Source organism: Legionella nigrisilvae, from assembly GCF_977063395.2.
In genome coordinates, this window is the sequence record NZ_CDRUGZ020000019.1 from 783973 (window position 1) to 800563 (window position 16591).

Sequence of the window (16591 nt, forward strand, 5' to 3'; positions counted from 1 at the left end):
AAGAAACAATCAGAGGTGGTACTTTTTTTATTAATATTTAACTGCTTAGAGGCTAGCTATGGCGGTTGCAGAATTGCAAAAAAGTGGCTTTGTAACGACTTCAGTCGAGAAACTTCTCGGATGGGCACGTAGTGGTTCTATGTGGCCTATGACTTTTGGATTGGCATGTTGTGCTGTTGAAATGATGCACGTGGGTGCTGCACGTTATGATTTGGATCGGTTCGGAATTATTTTTCGTCCAAGTCCACGTCAATCAGACGTGATGATTGTTGCAGGGACCCTGTGTAATAAAATGGCTCCTGCTTTGCGTAAAGTTTATGATCAAATGCCTGAACCTCGTTGGGTTATCTCCATGGGCTCTTGTGCGAACGGCGGTGGGTATTATCATTACTCTTACTCCGTAGTTCGTGGATGTGATCGCATTGTCCCAGTAGATGTATATGTACCAGGTTGTCCTCCAACTGCTGAAGCACTGCTGTATGGAATTATTCAATTGCAGAACAAAATCAGGCATAAAAAAATCTTAGAAGCTTAAGATCATCAAAGGTGCAAACAGATGACAACAAAAAATGATTATTTGGTTGAACAACTCAAAAGCGAATTGGCGAGCCAATTTAATGAAATTAGTATTGCTTATAATGAAGTAACTATTGAGTGTGACTCAGCAAATTTAAAAGCAATTATGTTGGAACTACGTGATCTGGAAGCCTTTTGTTTTGATCAGCTGATTGACCTTTGCGCTGTGGATTATTTGCTTTACGGTGAGTATGATTGGGAAACAGATTCAGCAACTGAAAGTGGATTTTCTCGCGGTGTAGAACGTCAAGAAGCAAAAGTTTATGCTCTAAGTAAACCCCGTTTTGCTGTAGTTTATCATTTACTCTCAACAAAATTGAATCATCGATTACGTGTGAAGGTATTTCTTGATGAGGCTCATCTAATTGTTCCTTCTGTGCATCATTTGTGGAAAGGCGCGAATTGGTTTGAGCGCGAGGCTTATGATTTATATGGTATTTTATTTGAAGGCCATCCGGACTTAAGACGTATTTTGACAGATTATGGATTTATCGGACATCCATTCCGTAAAGATTTTCCTCTCAGTGGTCATGTTGAAATGCGTTATGACGCAAAATTAGAAAAGGTCATATACGCTCCAGTGGATATTGAACCCAGAATTTTAGTGCCCAAGGTTATTCGGAATGATAACCGGTATATTGATGATAAAAGGGGCGAAGAATGATTGAATTAAAGAATTATACTTTAAACTTTGGTCCACAACATCCTGCAGCTCATGGAGTATTACGTTTAGTTCTTGAGCTTGAAGGTGAAACCATTGTTCGCGCAGATCCACACATAGGATTACTGCATAGAGCCACAGAAAAATTAGCAGAAACAAAACCTTATATTCAAAGTATTGGTTATATGGATAGACTAGACTACGTGTCTATGATGTGTAACGAACATGCTTATGTACGTGCCATTGAGAAACTTTTAGATATCGATGCACCAATTCGAGCTCAATATATCCGTACGATGTTTGATGAAGTAACGCGTATTCTAAATCATTTGCTGTGGTTGGGTGCTATCGCACTGGATATCGGTGCGATGACCGTATTTTTATATTGTTTCAGAGAACGTGAAGATTTATTTGATTGTTATGAGGCAGTATCTGGGGCTCGAATGCACGCTACCTATTATCGACCTGGGGGTGTTGCACGAGACTTGCCCGACTCTATGCCTAAGTATAAAGCGTCAAGATGGCATAACGAACGAGAAGTGGATAAGCTCAATGAGGAGCGCAGCGGCAGTCTACTAGACTTCCTCTGGTCCTTTACCGAGCGGTTCCCCCGTTGTGTTGATGAATATGAAACCTTATTAACTGACAATAGAATTTGGAAACAACGAACAGTAGATATTGGTGTTGTTTCCCCTGAAGAAGCATTGCAATGGGGATTTACAGGTCCAATGCTTCGCGGCTCTGGTGTCGCGTGGGACTTGCGAAAAAAACAGAGCTATGCAGCCTATGATCGCGTGGATTTCGATATCCCAGTTGGTAAAACTGGAGATTGTTATGATCGTTATTTAGTCCGTGTTGAAGAACTAAGGCAATCAAATCGAATTATTAGACAATGTATCGAGTGGCTCAGAGCAAATCCTGGACCAGTGCGTATTGATGATCACAAAATCACACCACCACGCCGCGTAGAAATGAAAGAAGATATGGAGGCATTAATCCATCATTTCAAATTGTTTACTGAAGGTTTTTGTTTACCCCGTGGGGAAGTATATAGTGCCGTTGAGGCTCCTAAAGGTGAGTTTGGTATTTATATGGTATCTGATGGGGCGAATAAACCCTACAGATTAAAGATTCGTGCTCCTGGATTTGCTCACTTGTCGAGCTATGATGCAATGACTAGAGGACATATGATCGCTGATGGTGTGGCGATTTTAGCGAGTCAGGATATAGTATTTGGTGAAATAGATCGTTAATTTTGATCTGTCAGTTTACAATTATTTAAAATGACATTCCAAAAATAGCAATTTAAATTAATAAAGGTTTAGAAATGTCTGATAATTCAGCAAAAAAATTAAATCAATTGGTGTCAGCTCAAAGAATAAAGGACATCGATCATTGGATAGCTAAATATCCTAAAGATCAGAAGCAATCCGCTGTGATGAGTGCGCTACGAATCGTGCAAGAAGAGCATGGTCACCTGACTACAGAATTAATGGATGCTGTAGCTGATTATCTTGAGATGCCTCCTATTTCCGTATATGAGGTTGCGAGTTTCTATACTATGTACGAACACACACAAGTTGGAAGACACTCGATAAATGTATGTACCAATATTTCTTGTATGCTGCGTGATTCGGCTGCGGTTGTCGAACACTTGGAAAAAAAGTTGGGTATAAAATTAGGTGGGACCACAGATGATGGGCGCTTTACTTTAAGATCCGTTGAATGTTTAGGCGCTTGTGTTAATGCGCCGATGATGCAGGTGGACAAGGATTATCATGAGAATCTGACTCCTGAATCTATAGATAAAGTGTTGGAACAATACCAATAAAAGATAGAGGTGGTTGCCGTGGTTGAATTAAATCAAGTTTGTTATCGAACATTTCATCTACCAGAGCCTTGGACACTATCTGCTTATGAGAGTGTGGGTGGATATAGTGCATGGAGAAAAATATTAAAAGAGCAAACTTCTCCACAATTAATAATTGATGAGTTAAAAACCTCTGCCTTGCGTGGTCGAGGAGGAGCAGGATTCCCGACTGGATTGAAATGGAGTTTTATGAATCGTAATACTCCAGTACAAAAATATGTAGTTTGTAATTCAGACGAAGGTGAGCCAGGTACGTGTAAGGATCGCGAAATACTTACATTGAATCCACACCAGCTTATAGAGGGTATGGCTATTGCTGGATATACCATGGGTGCTACTGTTGGATATAATTACATCCGCGGTGAGTTTTGGTTGCCCTATGAGCGTACTGAAGCCGCACTAAAAGAAGCTTATGAAGCTGGTTTATTAGGTAAGAATATTTTAGGTACAGGTATTGACTTCGATTTATATAATCATTTAGGTGCTGGGGCCTACATTTGCGGTGAAGAGACCGCATTGCTCAATTCCCTTGAAGGAAAAAAAGGTCAGCCCAGATTTAAGCCTCCCTTTCCTGCTAACTATGGCTTATACGGGAAGCCTACAACGATAAATAATACTGAGACTTTTGCCTCTGTTCCGGTCATTATGGAAAAAGGTGGGGAGTGGTTTTTAAAAATAGGCAAGCCCAATAATGGCGGAGCCAAATGTTTTAGTGTGAGTGGTCACGTTAATAAACCTGGAAATTTCGAAATCCCTTTGGGGACCCCCTTTAAAACGCTACTTGAATTAGCAGGTGGGGTTTCAAAAGGTCGTAAAATTAAAGCAGTAATTCCCGGGGGTACTTCCATGCCTGTTTTACCTGGTGAGGTGATGATGGGTCTAGATATGGATTATGACAGTATCCAAAAAGCAGGATCAGGATTAGGTTCGGGTGCTGTGATTATTATGGATGAAACAACCTGTATGGTTGATGCACTCTATCGCATTTCCGAGTTTTACATGGATGAGTCTTGTGGCCAATGTACTCCATGCCGGGAGGGCACTGGTTGGCTAGTCCGTTTACTACATCGCATTAAGGATGGGCATGGTGAACCTGGAGATGTAGAGAAATTAGTCAATGTTGCGAACAATATCGAAGGACGCACTATTTGTGCATTAGGTGAGGCAGCAGCTTGGCCAGTACAAAGTTTTGTGAAGCATTTCCGCGATGAATTTGAATATTTCGTGAAGCATAAACGCTCAATCTTCGCAGCATAATTAAAAAGGTTTGACCCATGACAACTACTATTGAAATCGACGGTAAAACATTTGAAGCAGAAAACGGCAAAATGATAATCGAAGTTGCCGATGAAGCAGGTATTCATATCCCACGGTTTTGTTATCATAAAAAATTGTCCGTGGCTGCCAATTGTCGCATGTGTTTAGTTGAAGTGGAAAATGGCCGTAAGCCAGTTCCTGCTTGTGCGACTCCAATTACAAATGGCATGAAGGTATTTACCAAATCGAAGGAAGCGTTACATTCACAAAAAGTAGTTATGGAATTCCTTCTTATTAACCATCCGCTTGATTGCCCAATCTGTGATCAGGGCGGGGAATGTGAATTACAAGACATATCCATGGGCTACGGGGCAGATGAGTCCCAGTATACAGAAAACAAACGTTCAGTGGACGATGATAATTTGGGTACACTGATTTCAACTGAAATGACCCGTTGTATTCATTGTACTCGTTGTGTCCGTTTCGGTGAAGAAATTGCTGGGTTGAGAGAGTTAGGTGCGACTGGCCGAGGCGAGCACATGCAAATTGGTACTTATGTGCAACACAGCATGAAGTCAGAAGTTTCTGGTAATATTATTGATTTATGTCCCGTTGGGGCATTAACGTCAAAACCATTTCGTTTTACTGCTAGAGCATGGGAACTAACTCAACATGATGGTGTAGCGCCTCATGATTGCCTCGGTTCAAATATCTATCTTCATACTCGTCGAAATGAGTTAATGCGGGTTGTTCCTAAAGAAAATGAAACAATTAACGAAACTTGGTTGGCAGATAGAGATCGATTTAGCTATTTAGGATTAAAAAGTTCATCAAGAGCAAGCCAGCCACAGATTAAGCGTAATGGGCAGTGGGAAGTTGTGGATTGGGAGACGGCTTTAAAATATACCGCCGAAGGGCTGGCGCGAGTCATAAAACAAAATGGCGCTGAGCAAGTTGCGGCTTTTGCCTCAAGTTCTTCTACATTAGAAGAACTGTATTTATTACAAAAATTAATGCGTGAAATCGGTGTTCACAATCTGGATCACAGGTTGCAACAGGTAGACTTTAGAGATCAACAACACCAAGCAACTTCACCTCAAAGTTCCTTGCCCTATTCCGAAGTAGAACATCAAAATACCATAGTCCTAATTGGATGTAACATTGATCGTGAAGTACCTTTAGCTGGAGTGCGAGTTCGTAAGGCATTCCGTAATGGAGCAAAGATTTACGCAATAAATCCCGTAGATTTTGAATATCGTTTTGATCTCCAAGAGCGCTTTATTGTTTCACCTTTAGAAATGCCAATGCAACTCGCCAAGCTTGCTTTAGCATTGACTGGTGACATCAAAACTTTACCCGCAGAAGTGCAAAAATTATTAATAGGTCTTGAGTTGGATAAAGCAACTCAAAACGTGGCCAAAGCATTAAAAGAAGAAAAAGCATGCTTAATTACCGGTGCTCTTTGTGAAAATCACCCTGAAGCGGCGTTATTGCGTACCTTGATGTTTCATATTGAAAAATTAAGTGGAGCTAAAGTATTGCGCCTGACTCAGGGGGCAAATGCTGCTGGCGCTTGGATCGCAGGCATGGTTCCTCATCGCACCACTGCAGGAAAAGCCGATTCAGCCCCCGGGATGGATGTGCAAGCTGCATTAAATGCCAAATTGAAAGCCTATTTTTTAATGGGCGTAGAACCGGGTTTTGATTTTGCAAATCCTTACGGCGCAAGACAATCAATGCTCGGTGCAGAGTTTGTTGTATTAATGTCTGCTTACAATCATGAGTCAATGCTGGATTATGCGGATGTCATTTTACCAATTGCTCCCTATGCTGAAACTTCAGGAACATACATTAATGTTGATAATACTTGGCAAACAGTAAAAGGTGCGTTATCACCTCATGGTGAGGCTCGACCTGCCTGGAAAGTCTTGCGGGTTCTTGCTAATTTACTGCATTGCGAAGGTTTTGAATATTTATCAACTGAAGAGGTTTTGTCAGAAATTAAAAATAGTGTTGCAATCACAATGGAACAAGAATATAAGCCCTTTTATCCTGAGAGTTTGCCTCTAATTAATCAATCGTTGATTCGTGTGGGCGAATGGCCGCTTTATCGTAGCGATGCAATTGTTAGGAATGCTAAAGAGTTGCAATTTTGCGCTGCTGCTGAAGTAGCGTGTATACGCATAAATCCGACAACAGCGGATCGATTGAAATTAGAAGATGTTGCTACTGTATCTCAGGGAGATATTGAGATAACATTGCCGCTTAAACGTGATGAACGCATTGCGGCAGATGTTGTATGGGTAGCAAACGCGATGCCTGAAACGGTGGATTTAGGCCATTCATTTGCTGCAATAACTATTAAGCGCTAGGCAGGTAAAAAAATGCTGCAAGATATTAGCATATTAATTTGGGTCATCATTAAAATATTAGTAATCGTAGTTCCCTTACTATTATGTGTTGCATATTTAATCTATGCAGAGCGTAAAGTTATTGGGTATATACAAGCACGCATAGGACCCAACCGCGTGGGTATACGGGGGTTGCTCCAACCGATAGCGGATTTGATTAAACTAATTACTAAAGAAATTATTATCCCAACCCGCTCTAATAAATATCTTTTTGTGGCCGCCCCATTATTTGCTCTAGTTCCTGCTTTGGCAGGTTGGGCAGTCATTCCTTTTCAGGAAGGCATGGTTTTAGCAAATATTAATGCAGGTGTTCTTTATATTTTCGCAATGAGTTCTCTTGGAGTTTATGGAGTGCTTATCGCAGGATGGGCGTCTAACTCCAAATACGCAATGTTTGGTGCATTAAGAAGTACTGCGCAAACCGTATCCTATGAAATTGCAATGGGCTTTGCTTTAGTTGGAGTACTGTTGGCTGCTGGAAGTATGAATCTTACCGACATTGTAAACTCACAAAGAGGAGGAATTTTACATTGGTGGTTTATTCCTCTCTTGCCTCTATTTTTTGTTTTTTGGATAGCAGGAATTGCTGAAACCAACCGAGCACCATTCGACTTAGCCGAAGGTGAGTCTGAAATTGTTGCTGGATTCCACGTAGAGTATTCAGGGATAGGCTTCGCATTATTTTTCTTATCAGAATATGCGAGTATGATTCTTATTTCTATGCTGCTTAGTATTCTGTTTCTGGGTGGCTGGATGTCACCATTTGAAGGTATTCCATTTTTAGAAAATATATTTTTTATTGTACCCGGCTTTGTTTGGTTAATCGTGAAAGTCTGCTTTTTCCTATATGTATATTTATGGATAAGAGCAACTTTTCCTCGTTATCGTTATGACCAGCTTATGCGTTTAGGTTGGAAGGTACTTATTCCGGTCACCATTGTTTGGATTATTGTAACTGCGCTAATGGTTGTTACACATGTGAAACCTTGGTTTTAATGATTAATAGAGAAGCCGATGAAAAAAGCATATCAATTTATTAAATACTACGTACGCAGTTTTCTTTTTATAGAATTATTGCAGGGTCTAAAGTTAACTGGTAAATATTTTTTTAAGAAAAAAATAACGGTCCAGTTTCCTGAGGAACAAACTCCAATTTCACCTCGTTTTAGAGGCGCACTGGCTTTACGACGTTATCCAAATGGCGAAGAACGTTGTATTGCTTGCAAATTATGTGAAGCAGTTTGTCCTGCACTTGCTATAACTATTGAGTCAGAACCACGCGAAGATGGATCTCGTCGCACCACACGATATGATATTGATGTATTTAAATGCATTAACTGCGGATTATGCGAAGAGTCTTGCCCTGTGGATTCCATCGTAGTAACACCAGTGCATCATTATCATATTAGTGAGCGTGGCCAAAATATTATGACGAAAGAAAAGCTCCTAGCCCTTGGCGATTTGTTGGAGCCCAGACTTGCAGCAGATAGAGCTGCTGATGAAAAATACCGATAACGGGGTGCAGTATGCATGAATTATTAGTTCAAACTATTTTCTATATCTTTGCGGCCATAGCCGTAGGCGCTGCCTTTATGGTAATTATTCAAGATAATCCTGTACGCAGCGTTTTATTTCTTGTACTTACCTTCATTGCGAGTGCAGGATTATGGATCCTTGCAGAAGCAGAGTTTCTTGCCCTAATTTTGGTGCTTGTATATGTGGGTGCGGTAATGACATTGTTTCTGTTCGTCGTAATGATGCTTAATATTGATGTGGAAGTAATTAAAAACCATTACAGACGCTATTTACCCTTTGGTTTAATTCTGGTTGCTCTTTTAACTGGACTATTAATGGTATCTATTCCAGCAGGTACGTTTAAGTCGAATGTTGAGACGCAAAGCAATCCTATGATTAGTACCCAGTTAATGAATGCAACACAAAACAAACTTGAAGCACCCCGGTCAAATACGGAAGCCTTGGGCATGGTTTTATATACAGATTATTTACTGGCTTTTGAAATTGCAGCTGTGCTGTTATTAATCGCCATTATTTCAGCAATTACCCTAGTCCATAGAGGTCCCAGAAAATCGAAACGGCAGGATGTGAAACAACAGATCCTGACACGTAGAAGCGATCGGGTGGAATTAATTAATATGAAAACAGAAAAATAATGTTGGGGATTTCTAGATGATACCAGTAAATAATTACTTAATTCTGGGGGCCATTATATTCGGTTTTGGTCTTATTGGCATAATGATGAATCGTCGGAATATCATTTTATTGCTGGTATGTATCGAATTGATGTTACTTGCAGTGAATACTAATTTTGTCGCATTTTCCCACTACTATAACGAAATTAGCGGTCAAGTTTATGTCTTTTTTATTTTAACGGTTGCTGCCGCAGAAGCAGCAATAGGATTAGCCATAGTGATGTTGCTTTATAGAAATAGAGGTAACATTAACGTAGATAAGATGAATCATTTAAAAGGTTAACATTGTGAGTATCCAACAACTTTGTCTAATAATCGTTTTAACTCCCTTGGCTGGCTCTATAATTGCTGGTTTTTTCCGTAATCAAATTGGACGAGTCGGGGCACATTCAGCCACTATCCTAGGCGTTACAATATCTTTTATTGCATCCCTCTATGTGGCTTGGCAAATCTTTTCTGGCGCCATGCCGACTGAGAGCACTGTGCTTTATCACTGGGCGACTGGTGGCTTAATTCTTCCATTTGAATTTAACATTGGTTTTCTGATTGATCCTTTAAGTACTGTGATGCTAGTGACTGTTAATTTTGTCTCTTTGTTGGTGCATATTTACAGTATTGGATATATGGCCGATGACGATGGATACCAGCGTTTTTTCAGCTACATTTCATTGTTTACTTTTATGATGCTGATGTTAGTCAGTGCAAATAATTTCTTACAATTATTCTTTGGTTGGGAAGGTGTTGGTCTAGTTTCTTATTTGCTTATTGGTTTCTGGTATCAAAAAGAATCAGCTATTGAGGGTAGTCTTAAAGCTTTTCTCGTCAACCGCGTGGGTGACTTTGGTTTTCTCTTAGGGATTGCCCTGGTATTTGCCTACACGGGTAGTATTGATTACGAAACTGTTTTCAAGAGCGTTAACTATCTTACAAGTCAGAATATTGAACTGTTTCAAGGTCATCCTTGGTCTTTAGTCACGGTAATATGTTTAGCTTTATACGTAGGTGCTATGGGTAAATCTGCACAAGTACCGTTACATGTGTGGCTACCTGAATCAATGGAAGGTCCGACTCCTATCTCTGCATTGATTCACGCTGCGACAATGGTCACGGCTGGTGTATTTATGATTGCGCGTATTTCACCTCTAATCGAATTTTCTACAACCGCATTAAGCGTAGTTCTTGTGATAGGAGCAACAGGTGCACTCTTTACAGGAATTTTAGCACTCACAATGAATGACATTAAACGAGTAGTCGCCTATTCAACGCTGTCTCAATTAGGATATATGATGGTAGGAATGGGGGCATCAGCATACAGTGCAGGAATGTTTCACCTTCTTACTCATGCATGTTTTAAAGCCCTCTTATTCTTAGGTGCTGGTTCGGTAATTATCGGTATGCACCATGAACAAGATATGCGAAAAATGGGTGGTTTATGGAACAAGATGCCCATTACTTACATAACATATGTAATTGGTTCTCTAGCTCTTTGCGCGATACCCCCTCTGGCAGGGTTTTATTCCAAAGATACAATTATCGAAGCGGTACAATTGTCACAGATTCCTGGAAGTAGTTATTCCTATTTCTGTGTGGTTCTTGGTGCTGGCGTTACTGCCCTGTATACCTTTAGATCTTTGTTTATGACATTCCACGGCAAACCTCGTATGGATGAGCATACTTTAAGCCATGTTCATGAGTCGCCATGGGTGGTTTGGCTGCCGCTGGTTTTACTTGCTATTCCATCAATTATTCTAGGCTACATATTGTACATGCCTATGCTTTTTGATAATCCAACAATTTTAAGTTCTTCTTTATTTGTTCTCCCTCAACATAATGTGTTGGCAGAGCTTGCCCATGAAGTGACTTCACCTTTTGCAAGTATGGTGCATTCAGTATACTCGCTTACTTTTTGGATTACTTTGGCGGGGATTGCGATAGCTTGGCTCTGTTATATAGCGGTACCAACGATCCCAGGTTATTTGGCACGTCGTTTTTCACTCATTTATAAAATACTCCTCAATAAATATGGATTTGATGCGTTTAACAATCTAGTTTTTGTGAAAGGATCTAAGGGTATAGGAACTGTATTTTACAGTGTGGGTGATCAAAAATTGATCGATGGGATGGTTGTAAATGGCAGCAGTCGACTAGTTAGATGGTTATCAACTAAAGGTCGCGCTATACAAAGTGGTTATCTGTATCATTATGCTACGATAATGATTTTTGGATTGCTTGGATTTTTATGCTGGTTGATACTCGGCTGAATATAGGGTGAAGGTATGCATTATTTGCTCAATTTACTAATTTGGTTGCCAGTAATAGGCGGGGTTTTTGTTCTTCTCTCTGGAGACGATCGTAGCCCGAATATTTCACGTTATTTGGCATTATTTACCGTAATACTTTGTTTGCTACTGTGTATCCCGCTTGTTGCAGGCTTTGATCCTAAAGTGCTCGGAATGCAATATTTGGAGGAATTTTCATGGATGCCTTCACTAGGTATTAGCTATAGCTTAGGCATCGATGGAATGTCGTTACTCCTAATTGTGCTTAGCATTTTTACAAATTTAGTGGTGATCTTGGCAACTTGGGAAAGCATTACCAACAGAGTTTCTCAATATTTAGCTGCATTTTTGATTATGCAGGGGCTATTAGTTGGTGTTTTCTCTGCCTTAGATGCCATCTTATTTTATATTTTCTGGGAGGCGACCCTAATTCCTATGTACCTCATTATTGGTATTTGGGGATCAGATAATCGTGTTTATGCTGCGATTAAATTTTTCTTATATACCTTTTTAGGTTCAGTTCTCATGTTAGCTAGCTTTTTATACATGGGGTTCATCGCTGGCACATTTAGTATAGAAGCTTTTTATGCTATTAAATTAAGCATGACGGCTCAAACATTGATTTTCATTGCATTTTTCCTTGGTTTTGCAATAAAGATCCCGATGTTTCCAGTCCACACCTGGTTGCCTGATGCACATACCGAGGCTCCAGCTGGTGGCTCTGTTGTATTAGCTGCAATTTTATTAAAGCTTGGAGCGTACGGGTTTATCCGGTTCTCCTTACCCATAGTTCCAGATGCTTGTAGCCGTTATGCTGGGGTTATGATTGCCTTATCTTTAATTGCAATCGTTTATATTGCTTTAGTCGCAATTATTCAAAAGGATATGAAACGACTAATTGCCTATTCTTCAATTTCACACATGGGATTTGTAACTTTAGGTAGTTTTGCTATTTTTGCGATTGCAAAACAATCAGGACTAAGTGCAGCTGGCTTAATTTTAGAAGGTGCCATTGTCGTTATGATTTCGCATGCTTTTGTCTCAAGTGCACTTTTTGCCGGTGTAGGTTTTATCTACGATCGGATGCATACACGACGTTTAGCTGATTTTGGCGGGATAGTGAATACCATGCCAATTTTTGCATCATTTTTCATGCTTTTCTGTATGGCGAATGCCGGTTTGCCAGGAACCTCCGGTTTTGTTGGTGAATTTATGGTAATTCTTGGGTCACTAAAAGCTGGTTTTTGGGTGACATTTTGGGCGGCTACCACACTAATAACCGCAGCAGGTTATAATCTTTGGATGTATAAACGAGTAATTTTTGGACCTATAGCAAATGAAAAAGTTGCGGAACTAAAAGATCTTTCGGGCTATGAGTTAAGTGCTTATATTTTACTTGCTTTGATGGTAATCGCTATGGGTGTTTATCCTAAGCCATTCCTAGAGTACATTCATCAAACAGTAAGCCATACTCTAGCGTTAGCAAGTCAATCAAAATTGTAATCAAGGTTAACCAATATGACAGCATTACTTGAAAATATCCATGTAGCCATTCCGGAAATGATTGTGCTCGCCACCGCATGTATTGCATTGCTTGCGGATCTATTTTTACGGCATCGATATAAATCTATTTCCTTTTTTATCTCTTGTATCGGTTTAGTTTTAGCTGCTGTTGTTAGTTTTCTTTATATTGGTATGTATAAGGTGATTACCCTCAATGGCTTGTTCATTAGTGATGATATAGCGAATTTAATGAAATTCTTTATGTACATTACGGTTTTGCTGAGCTTTATCTATTCCAAAGAGTACATAGATGAGCGTCAAATGCCTTCAGGGGATTACTATATCTTAGGATTATTTTCTACTTTAGGGATGATGCTGCTTGTTTCAGCACATTCTCTCCTCACAATTTTCCTTGGTTTAGAATTATTGTCATTACCTTTATACGCGATGACTGCTATTCGCAGAACAGATAGTGATGCTTCTGAAGCAGCAATGAAATATTTTGTAATGGGGTCAATTGCTTCTGCCATGCTTTTATATGGTATTTCTTTAATTTATGGAGCAACCGGAAAACTTGATTTACTCGAAGTGGCAAATGTCATCGCTGCGAACTGGCAACAGCAAAGTACCTTACTGGCATTTGCTATAGTTTTCATTCTATGTGGCGTTGCTTTTAAATTAGCTGCTGTGCCATTCCATATGTGGGCTCCCGATGTATATCAGGGGGCACCAACTTCAGTTACCCTATTCATTAGCGCTGCACCTAAAGTTGCTGCTTTAGGTATGGCATTTAGATTACTTACAATTGGCCTAGTCGATGTGAGTTCGCAGTGGCAACATATTCTATTGGTAATGACTTTACTTTCCACAGGTCTGGGGAATTTGTTCGCAGTAGTGCAGACCAGTATAAAACGTTTATTAGCTTATTCGGCTATCTCTCATATTGGATATGCTTTATTTGGAATCTTAGCGGCAACTGCTTCAGGATATTCTGCGGCACTCTATTATATTTTGGTTTATTCAATAACCTCAGCTGCCGGCTTTGGTTTAATTGTGTTAATGTCTAACCGCGGGATGGAAATAGATAGCATTGAGGATCTAAAAGGGCTTAACAAAAGAAATCCCTGGTTGGCATTTATGATGCTAATCGTTATGTTCTCTCTTGCCGGTGTGCCTCCAACTGTGGGCTTCTTTACTAAACTGCTTGTGCTTAAAGCGTTAGTGGACGCTCAAATGATGTGGGTGGCTGTACTGGGATTATTATTTACGGTGATTGGTGCTTATTATTATTTAAGAATTGTTAAAATAATGTATTTTGATGCACCGGCACATGTTGACCCAGTAGTTATGAATAAGGGGAATACTTTAGTCCTTTCCCTTAATTGTCTATCGTTACTGTATTTAGGTATATTTCCAGGCGCCTTAATTGTAGCGTGTATGAATGCATTTGGTTCCTAAGATACCTTCATCTTTGTTCTGGATTAGAAAATAAACTGTTTTCCAGTCCAGAATACATATTTATTTAGATTCTTCAAAGAAAGTACTTGCTAAGCGTACTGACTCTCAGTATACTTGCCATCAGTTGACGCGGGGTGGAGCAGCCTGGTAGCTCGTCGGGCTCATAACCCGAAGGTCGTAGGTTCAAATCCTGCCCCCGCTACCACTTATTAAGAACCCCATTTATGGGGTTTTTTATTATGTATAATTTGTAACTGCACTAAAAGTTTGTAGTAGCCAGTGAAGCAAAGATCGCGCTCGGAATTAATTGTTTTATAGAAATCACGTTCAGAGTTAAGCTCTTGCCCGAACTTAGGTTACTATACCGTATTTGTATTAGGCATCCGTGCCCTTTTTAGTTTGTTAATACTATGATACAAGATGAATTGGAAGATTTATTAGCTCCTACAATTAATGACATGGGCTATGAGCTTTGGGGATGTGAATATCTTTCACAAGGTAAGCATTCTTTATTGCGCATATACATTGATAAGATTGATGGAATAGGGATTGAAGACTGCGAAGCAGTGAGTCATCAAGTCAGCGCATTGCTTGATGTTGAAGATCCTATTTCTGGAAATTATAGCTTGGAAGTATCATCACCAGGTATACCACGGCCATTATTTAAAAATTGGCAATATCAGCGTTATATAGGCCATGAAGTACAAGTAAAAACTTTTAAGCCAATTGAGGGTAAGCGTAAATTATTAGGGACTATTGTCTCAGTATCTGAGAACACTTTAGTAATTAAAATAAATAATGAAGATCAAGAATTACTTTTTTCAAATATTGTGAAAGCAAGTTTGACAGTATAGAGAGGCGAACAATGAGCAAAGAATTGTTACTGGTTGCAGAGGCGTTATCAAATGAAAGAGGTGTAAGTAAGGAAGTTATTATACTTGCCATTCAGGCTGCATTGGAATCCGCAACTCGCAAGATCTTTGGTTTAGATATAGGGGTACGAATCAAATTAGATCCCCGCACAGGTGACTATGAAACCTATAGATATTGGGATGTAGTCAATGAAGATGAACTAGAACATCCAGATCGCCAATTAACTGTTGAACAAGCAAAAGAACGCAACCCCGCTGCAAAAATTAACGATCGTATAGAAGAATCAATTCCTTCAATCGAATTTGGAAGAATTGAGGCGCAAGCTGCTCGGCAAGTTATTATGCAAAAAGTTAGAGAGGCAGAGCGCGAGCTCGTAATTGATCAATTCAGAAGCAAGTTAGGTCAATTGATTTATGGAACCGTTAAAAAAGTAACCCGAGATAATATTATTATTGACTTAGGTGGGAAAGCAGAAGCATTCTTGCCGCGTACAGAAATGCTTCCGCATGAAATGTTTCGTCCGAATGATAGGGTTCGTGCTTATTTATATGAAATTACGCCTCAAGCGCGTGGTCCTCAACTATTTGTCAGTCGTACCCGTAATGAAATGCTTATTGAACTGTTCCGTATTGAAGTACCTGAAATTGGTGAGAACGTGATTGAAGTGAAAGCTGCAGCACGAGATCCAGGCAATCGAGCTAAGATTGCAGTTAAAACCAATGATGGACGCATTGACCCTGTTGGGGCTTGTGTTGGTATGCGCGGCGCTCGAGTTCAGGCTGTTTCTAGCGAGCTTGGCGGGGAACGTGTAGATATTATTTTATGGGATGATAATCCTCCGCAATTAGTTATTAATGCCATGGCTCCTGCAGAAATCTCTTCTATTGTTGTGGATGAAGACACCCATACTATGGATTTAGCAGTTGAAAAAGATCAATTGTCCCAAGCTATCGGGCGCAATGGTCAAAACGTTCGCTTGGCAAGTCAATTAACGGGCTGGACGTTGAATGTTATGACTACAGATGAATTCGAAAATAAGAATTTGGAAGAATCAAGTAAAATTGTTAAATTATTTACTTCTGCACTAGAAATTGATGAAGAAATTGCTACATTACTCGTAGCACATGGTTTTTCTTCTCTAGAAGAAATTGCTTATGTCCCTAAAGAAGAATTACTGGCCATCGAAGAGTTTGACGAAGAAATTGTTGAGGAACTGAGAAATAGGGCAAATGATAAATTACTTACAATGGCTCTTTCTTCAGGTAAAGAGCTATCTGGTTCACCTGATGAATCATTACTCTCAATGGAAGGTATGTCCGAAGAGTTAGCTAACAAATTAGCATCAAAAGGAATTACTTCTATGGAAGATTTAGCTGAGCAATCTGTTGATGAGCTGTTAGAAATTGAAGGAATGACTGAAGAAAAGGCCGGAGCTTTAATAATGAAGGCCAGAGAACCATGGTTTTTATAAGACTATGGATTTATTATAAATT

The 16591-nt window shown here is 39.7% G+C and carries 15 protein-coding genes and 1 tRNA gene; all 16 read left to right on the forward strand.

Going from position 1 to position 16591, the window contains the following annotated elements:
• Positions 1–58 precede the first annotated feature (58 nt).
• The 16 genes from ACWTE2_RS08550 (at position 59) to nusA (ending at position 16569) form a co-directional block, all read left to right on the forward strand.
• Positions 59–535 (forward strand): NuoB/complex I 20 kDa subunit family protein, encoded by a 477-nt coding sequence (locus tag ACWTE2_RS08550; protein ID WP_019232910.1) that lies wholly within the window; start codon positions 59–61, stop codon positions 533–535.
• A 21-nt stretch (positions 536–556) separates the two neighbouring features.
• Positions 557–1240 carry an NADH-quinone oxidoreductase subunit C gene (locus ACWTE2_RS08555; RefSeq protein WP_454785000.1) on the forward strand — a complete coding sequence of 228 codons (684 nt, stop codon included), beginning with the start codon at positions 557–559 and terminating at the stop codon, positions 1238–1240.
• Entirely contained in the window at positions 1237–2490 is a 1254-nt protein-coding gene (locus tag ACWTE2_RS08560; protein WP_182392336.1) for an NADH-quinone oxidoreductase subunit D, read from the forward strand. Before ACWTE2_RS08555 ends, ACWTE2_RS08560 begins: the two co-directional genes overlap by 4 nt.
• Before the next feature lie 74 nt (positions 2491–2564).
• A complete protein-coding gene (gene nuoE, locus ACWTE2_RS08565; RefSeq protein WP_182392337.1) occupies positions 2565–3068 on the forward strand; it encodes an NADH-quinone oxidoreductase subunit NuoE in 504 nt (167 codons plus the stop codon).
• A gap of 18 nt (positions 3069–3086) precedes the next feature.
• Positions 3087–4364, forward strand: a complete 1278-nt coding sequence (nuoF, locus tag ACWTE2_RS08570; RefSeq protein WP_454785001.1) for an NADH-quinone oxidoreductase subunit NuoF — start codon at positions 3087–3089, stop codon at positions 4362–4364.
• A gap of 17 nt (positions 4365–4381) precedes the next feature.
• Entirely contained in the window at positions 4382–6736 is a 2355-nt protein-coding gene (nuoG, locus tag ACWTE2_RS08575; protein ID WP_454785002.1) for an NADH-quinone oxidoreductase subunit NuoG, read from the forward strand.
• Between the two features lie 12 nt (positions 6737–6748).
• Positions 6749–7771 (forward strand): NADH-quinone oxidoreductase subunit NuoH, encoded by a 1023-nt coding sequence (nuoH, locus tag ACWTE2_RS08580; protein ID WP_182392340.1) that lies wholly within the window; start codon positions 6749–6751, stop codon positions 7769–7771.
• Between the two features lie 18 nt (positions 7772–7789).
• Positions 7790–8290: an NADH-quinone oxidoreductase subunit NuoI gene (nuoI, locus tag ACWTE2_RS08585; protein WP_182392341.1), complete on the forward strand. Its 501-nt coding sequence runs from the start codon at positions 7790–7792 to the stop codon at positions 8288–8290.
• Between the two features lie 11 nt (positions 8291–8301).
• Positions 8302–8946 carry an NADH-quinone oxidoreductase subunit J gene (locus ACWTE2_RS08590; RefSeq protein WP_454785003.1) on the forward strand — a complete coding sequence of 215 codons (645 nt, stop codon included), beginning with the start codon at positions 8302–8304 and terminating at the stop codon, positions 8944–8946.
• A 16-nt stretch (positions 8947–8962) separates the two neighbouring features.
• Complete coding sequence (gene nuoK / locus ACWTE2_RS08595) at positions 8963–9268, forward strand: NADH-quinone oxidoreductase subunit NuoK (protein ID WP_182392343.1); 306 nt, start codon at positions 8963–8965, stop codon at positions 9266–9268.
• Between the two features lie 4 nt (positions 9269–9272).
• Positions 9273–11246 carry an NADH-quinone oxidoreductase subunit L gene (nuoL, locus tag ACWTE2_RS08600; protein WP_454785004.1) on the forward strand — a complete coding sequence of 658 codons (1974 nt, stop codon included), beginning with the start codon at positions 9273–9275 and terminating at the stop codon, positions 11244–11246.
• Between the two features lie 15 nt (positions 11247–11261).
• A complete protein-coding gene (locus ACWTE2_RS08605) occupies positions 11262–12767 on the forward strand; it encodes a complex I subunit 4 family protein (RefSeq protein WP_182392345.1) in 1506 nt (501 codons plus the stop codon).
• 15 nt (positions 12768–12782) lie between these two features.
• Complete coding sequence (gene nuoN / locus ACWTE2_RS08610) at positions 12783–14225, forward strand: NADH-quinone oxidoreductase subunit NuoN (protein ID WP_454785005.1); 1443 nt, start codon at positions 12783–12785, stop codon at positions 14223–14225.
• A 128-nt stretch (positions 14226–14353) separates the two neighbouring features.
• A tRNA-Met gene (locus tag ACWTE2_RS08615) sits at positions 14354–14430 on the forward strand.
• Between the two features lie 205 nt (positions 14431–14635).
• Positions 14636–15079 carry a ribosome maturation factor RimP gene (rimP, locus tag ACWTE2_RS08620; RefSeq protein ID WP_454785006.1) on the forward strand — a complete coding sequence of 148 codons (444 nt, stop codon included), beginning with the start codon at positions 14636–14638 and terminating at the stop codon, positions 15077–15079.
• Positions 15080–15090: 11 nt separating this feature from the next.
• A complete protein-coding gene (gene nusA / locus ACWTE2_RS08625) occupies positions 15091–16569 on the forward strand; it encodes a transcription termination factor NusA (RefSeq protein WP_454785007.1) in 1479 nt (492 codons plus the stop codon).
• Positions 16570–16591 lie beyond the last annotated feature (22 nt).

Coding starts and splice junctions, on each gene's coding strand:
- ACWTE2_RS08550 (WP_019232910.1), top strand. CDS start 59: ATGGCGGTTGCAGAATTGCAAAAAAGTGGCTTTGTAACGACTTCAGTC.
- ACWTE2_RS08555 (WP_454785000.1), top strand. CDS start 557: ATGACAACAAAAAATGATTATTTGGTTGAACAACTCAAAAGCGAATTG.
- ACWTE2_RS08560 (WP_182392336.1), top strand. CDS start 1,237: ATGATTGAATTAAAGAATTATACTTTAAACTTTGGTCCACAACATCCT.
- nuoE (WP_182392337.1), top strand. CDS start 2,565: ATGTCTGATAATTCAGCAAAAAAATTAAATCAATTGGTGTCAGCTCAA.
- nuoG (WP_454785002.1), top strand. CDS start 4,382: ATGACAACTACTATTGAAATCGACGGTAAAACATTTGAAGCAGAAAAC.
- nuoH (WP_182392340.1), top strand. CDS start 6,749: ATGCTGCAAGATATTAGCATATTAATTTGGGTCATCATTAAAATATTA.
- nuoI (WP_182392341.1), top strand. CDS start 7,790: ATGAAAAAAGCATATCAATTTATTAAATACTACGTACGCAGTTTTCTT.
- ACWTE2_RS08590 (WP_454785003.1), top strand. CDS start 8,302: ATGCATGAATTATTAGTTCAAACTATTTTCTATATCTTTGCGGCCATA.
- nuoK (WP_182392343.1), top strand. CDS start 8,963: ATGATACCAGTAAATAATTACTTAATTCTGGGGGCCATTATATTCGGT.
- ACWTE2_RS08605 (WP_182392345.1), top strand. CDS start 11,262: ATGCATTATTTGCTCAATTTACTAATTTGGTTGCCAGTAATAGGCGGG.
- nuoN (WP_454785005.1), top strand. CDS start 12,783: ATGACAGCATTACTTGAAAATATCCATGTAGCCATTCCGGAAATGATT.
- rimP (WP_454785006.1), top strand. CDS start 14,636: ATGATACAAGATGAATTGGAAGATTTATTAGCTCCTACAATTAATGAC.
- nusA (WP_454785007.1), top strand. CDS start 15,091: ATGAGCAAAGAATTGTTACTGGTTGCAGAGGCGTTATCAAATGAAAGA.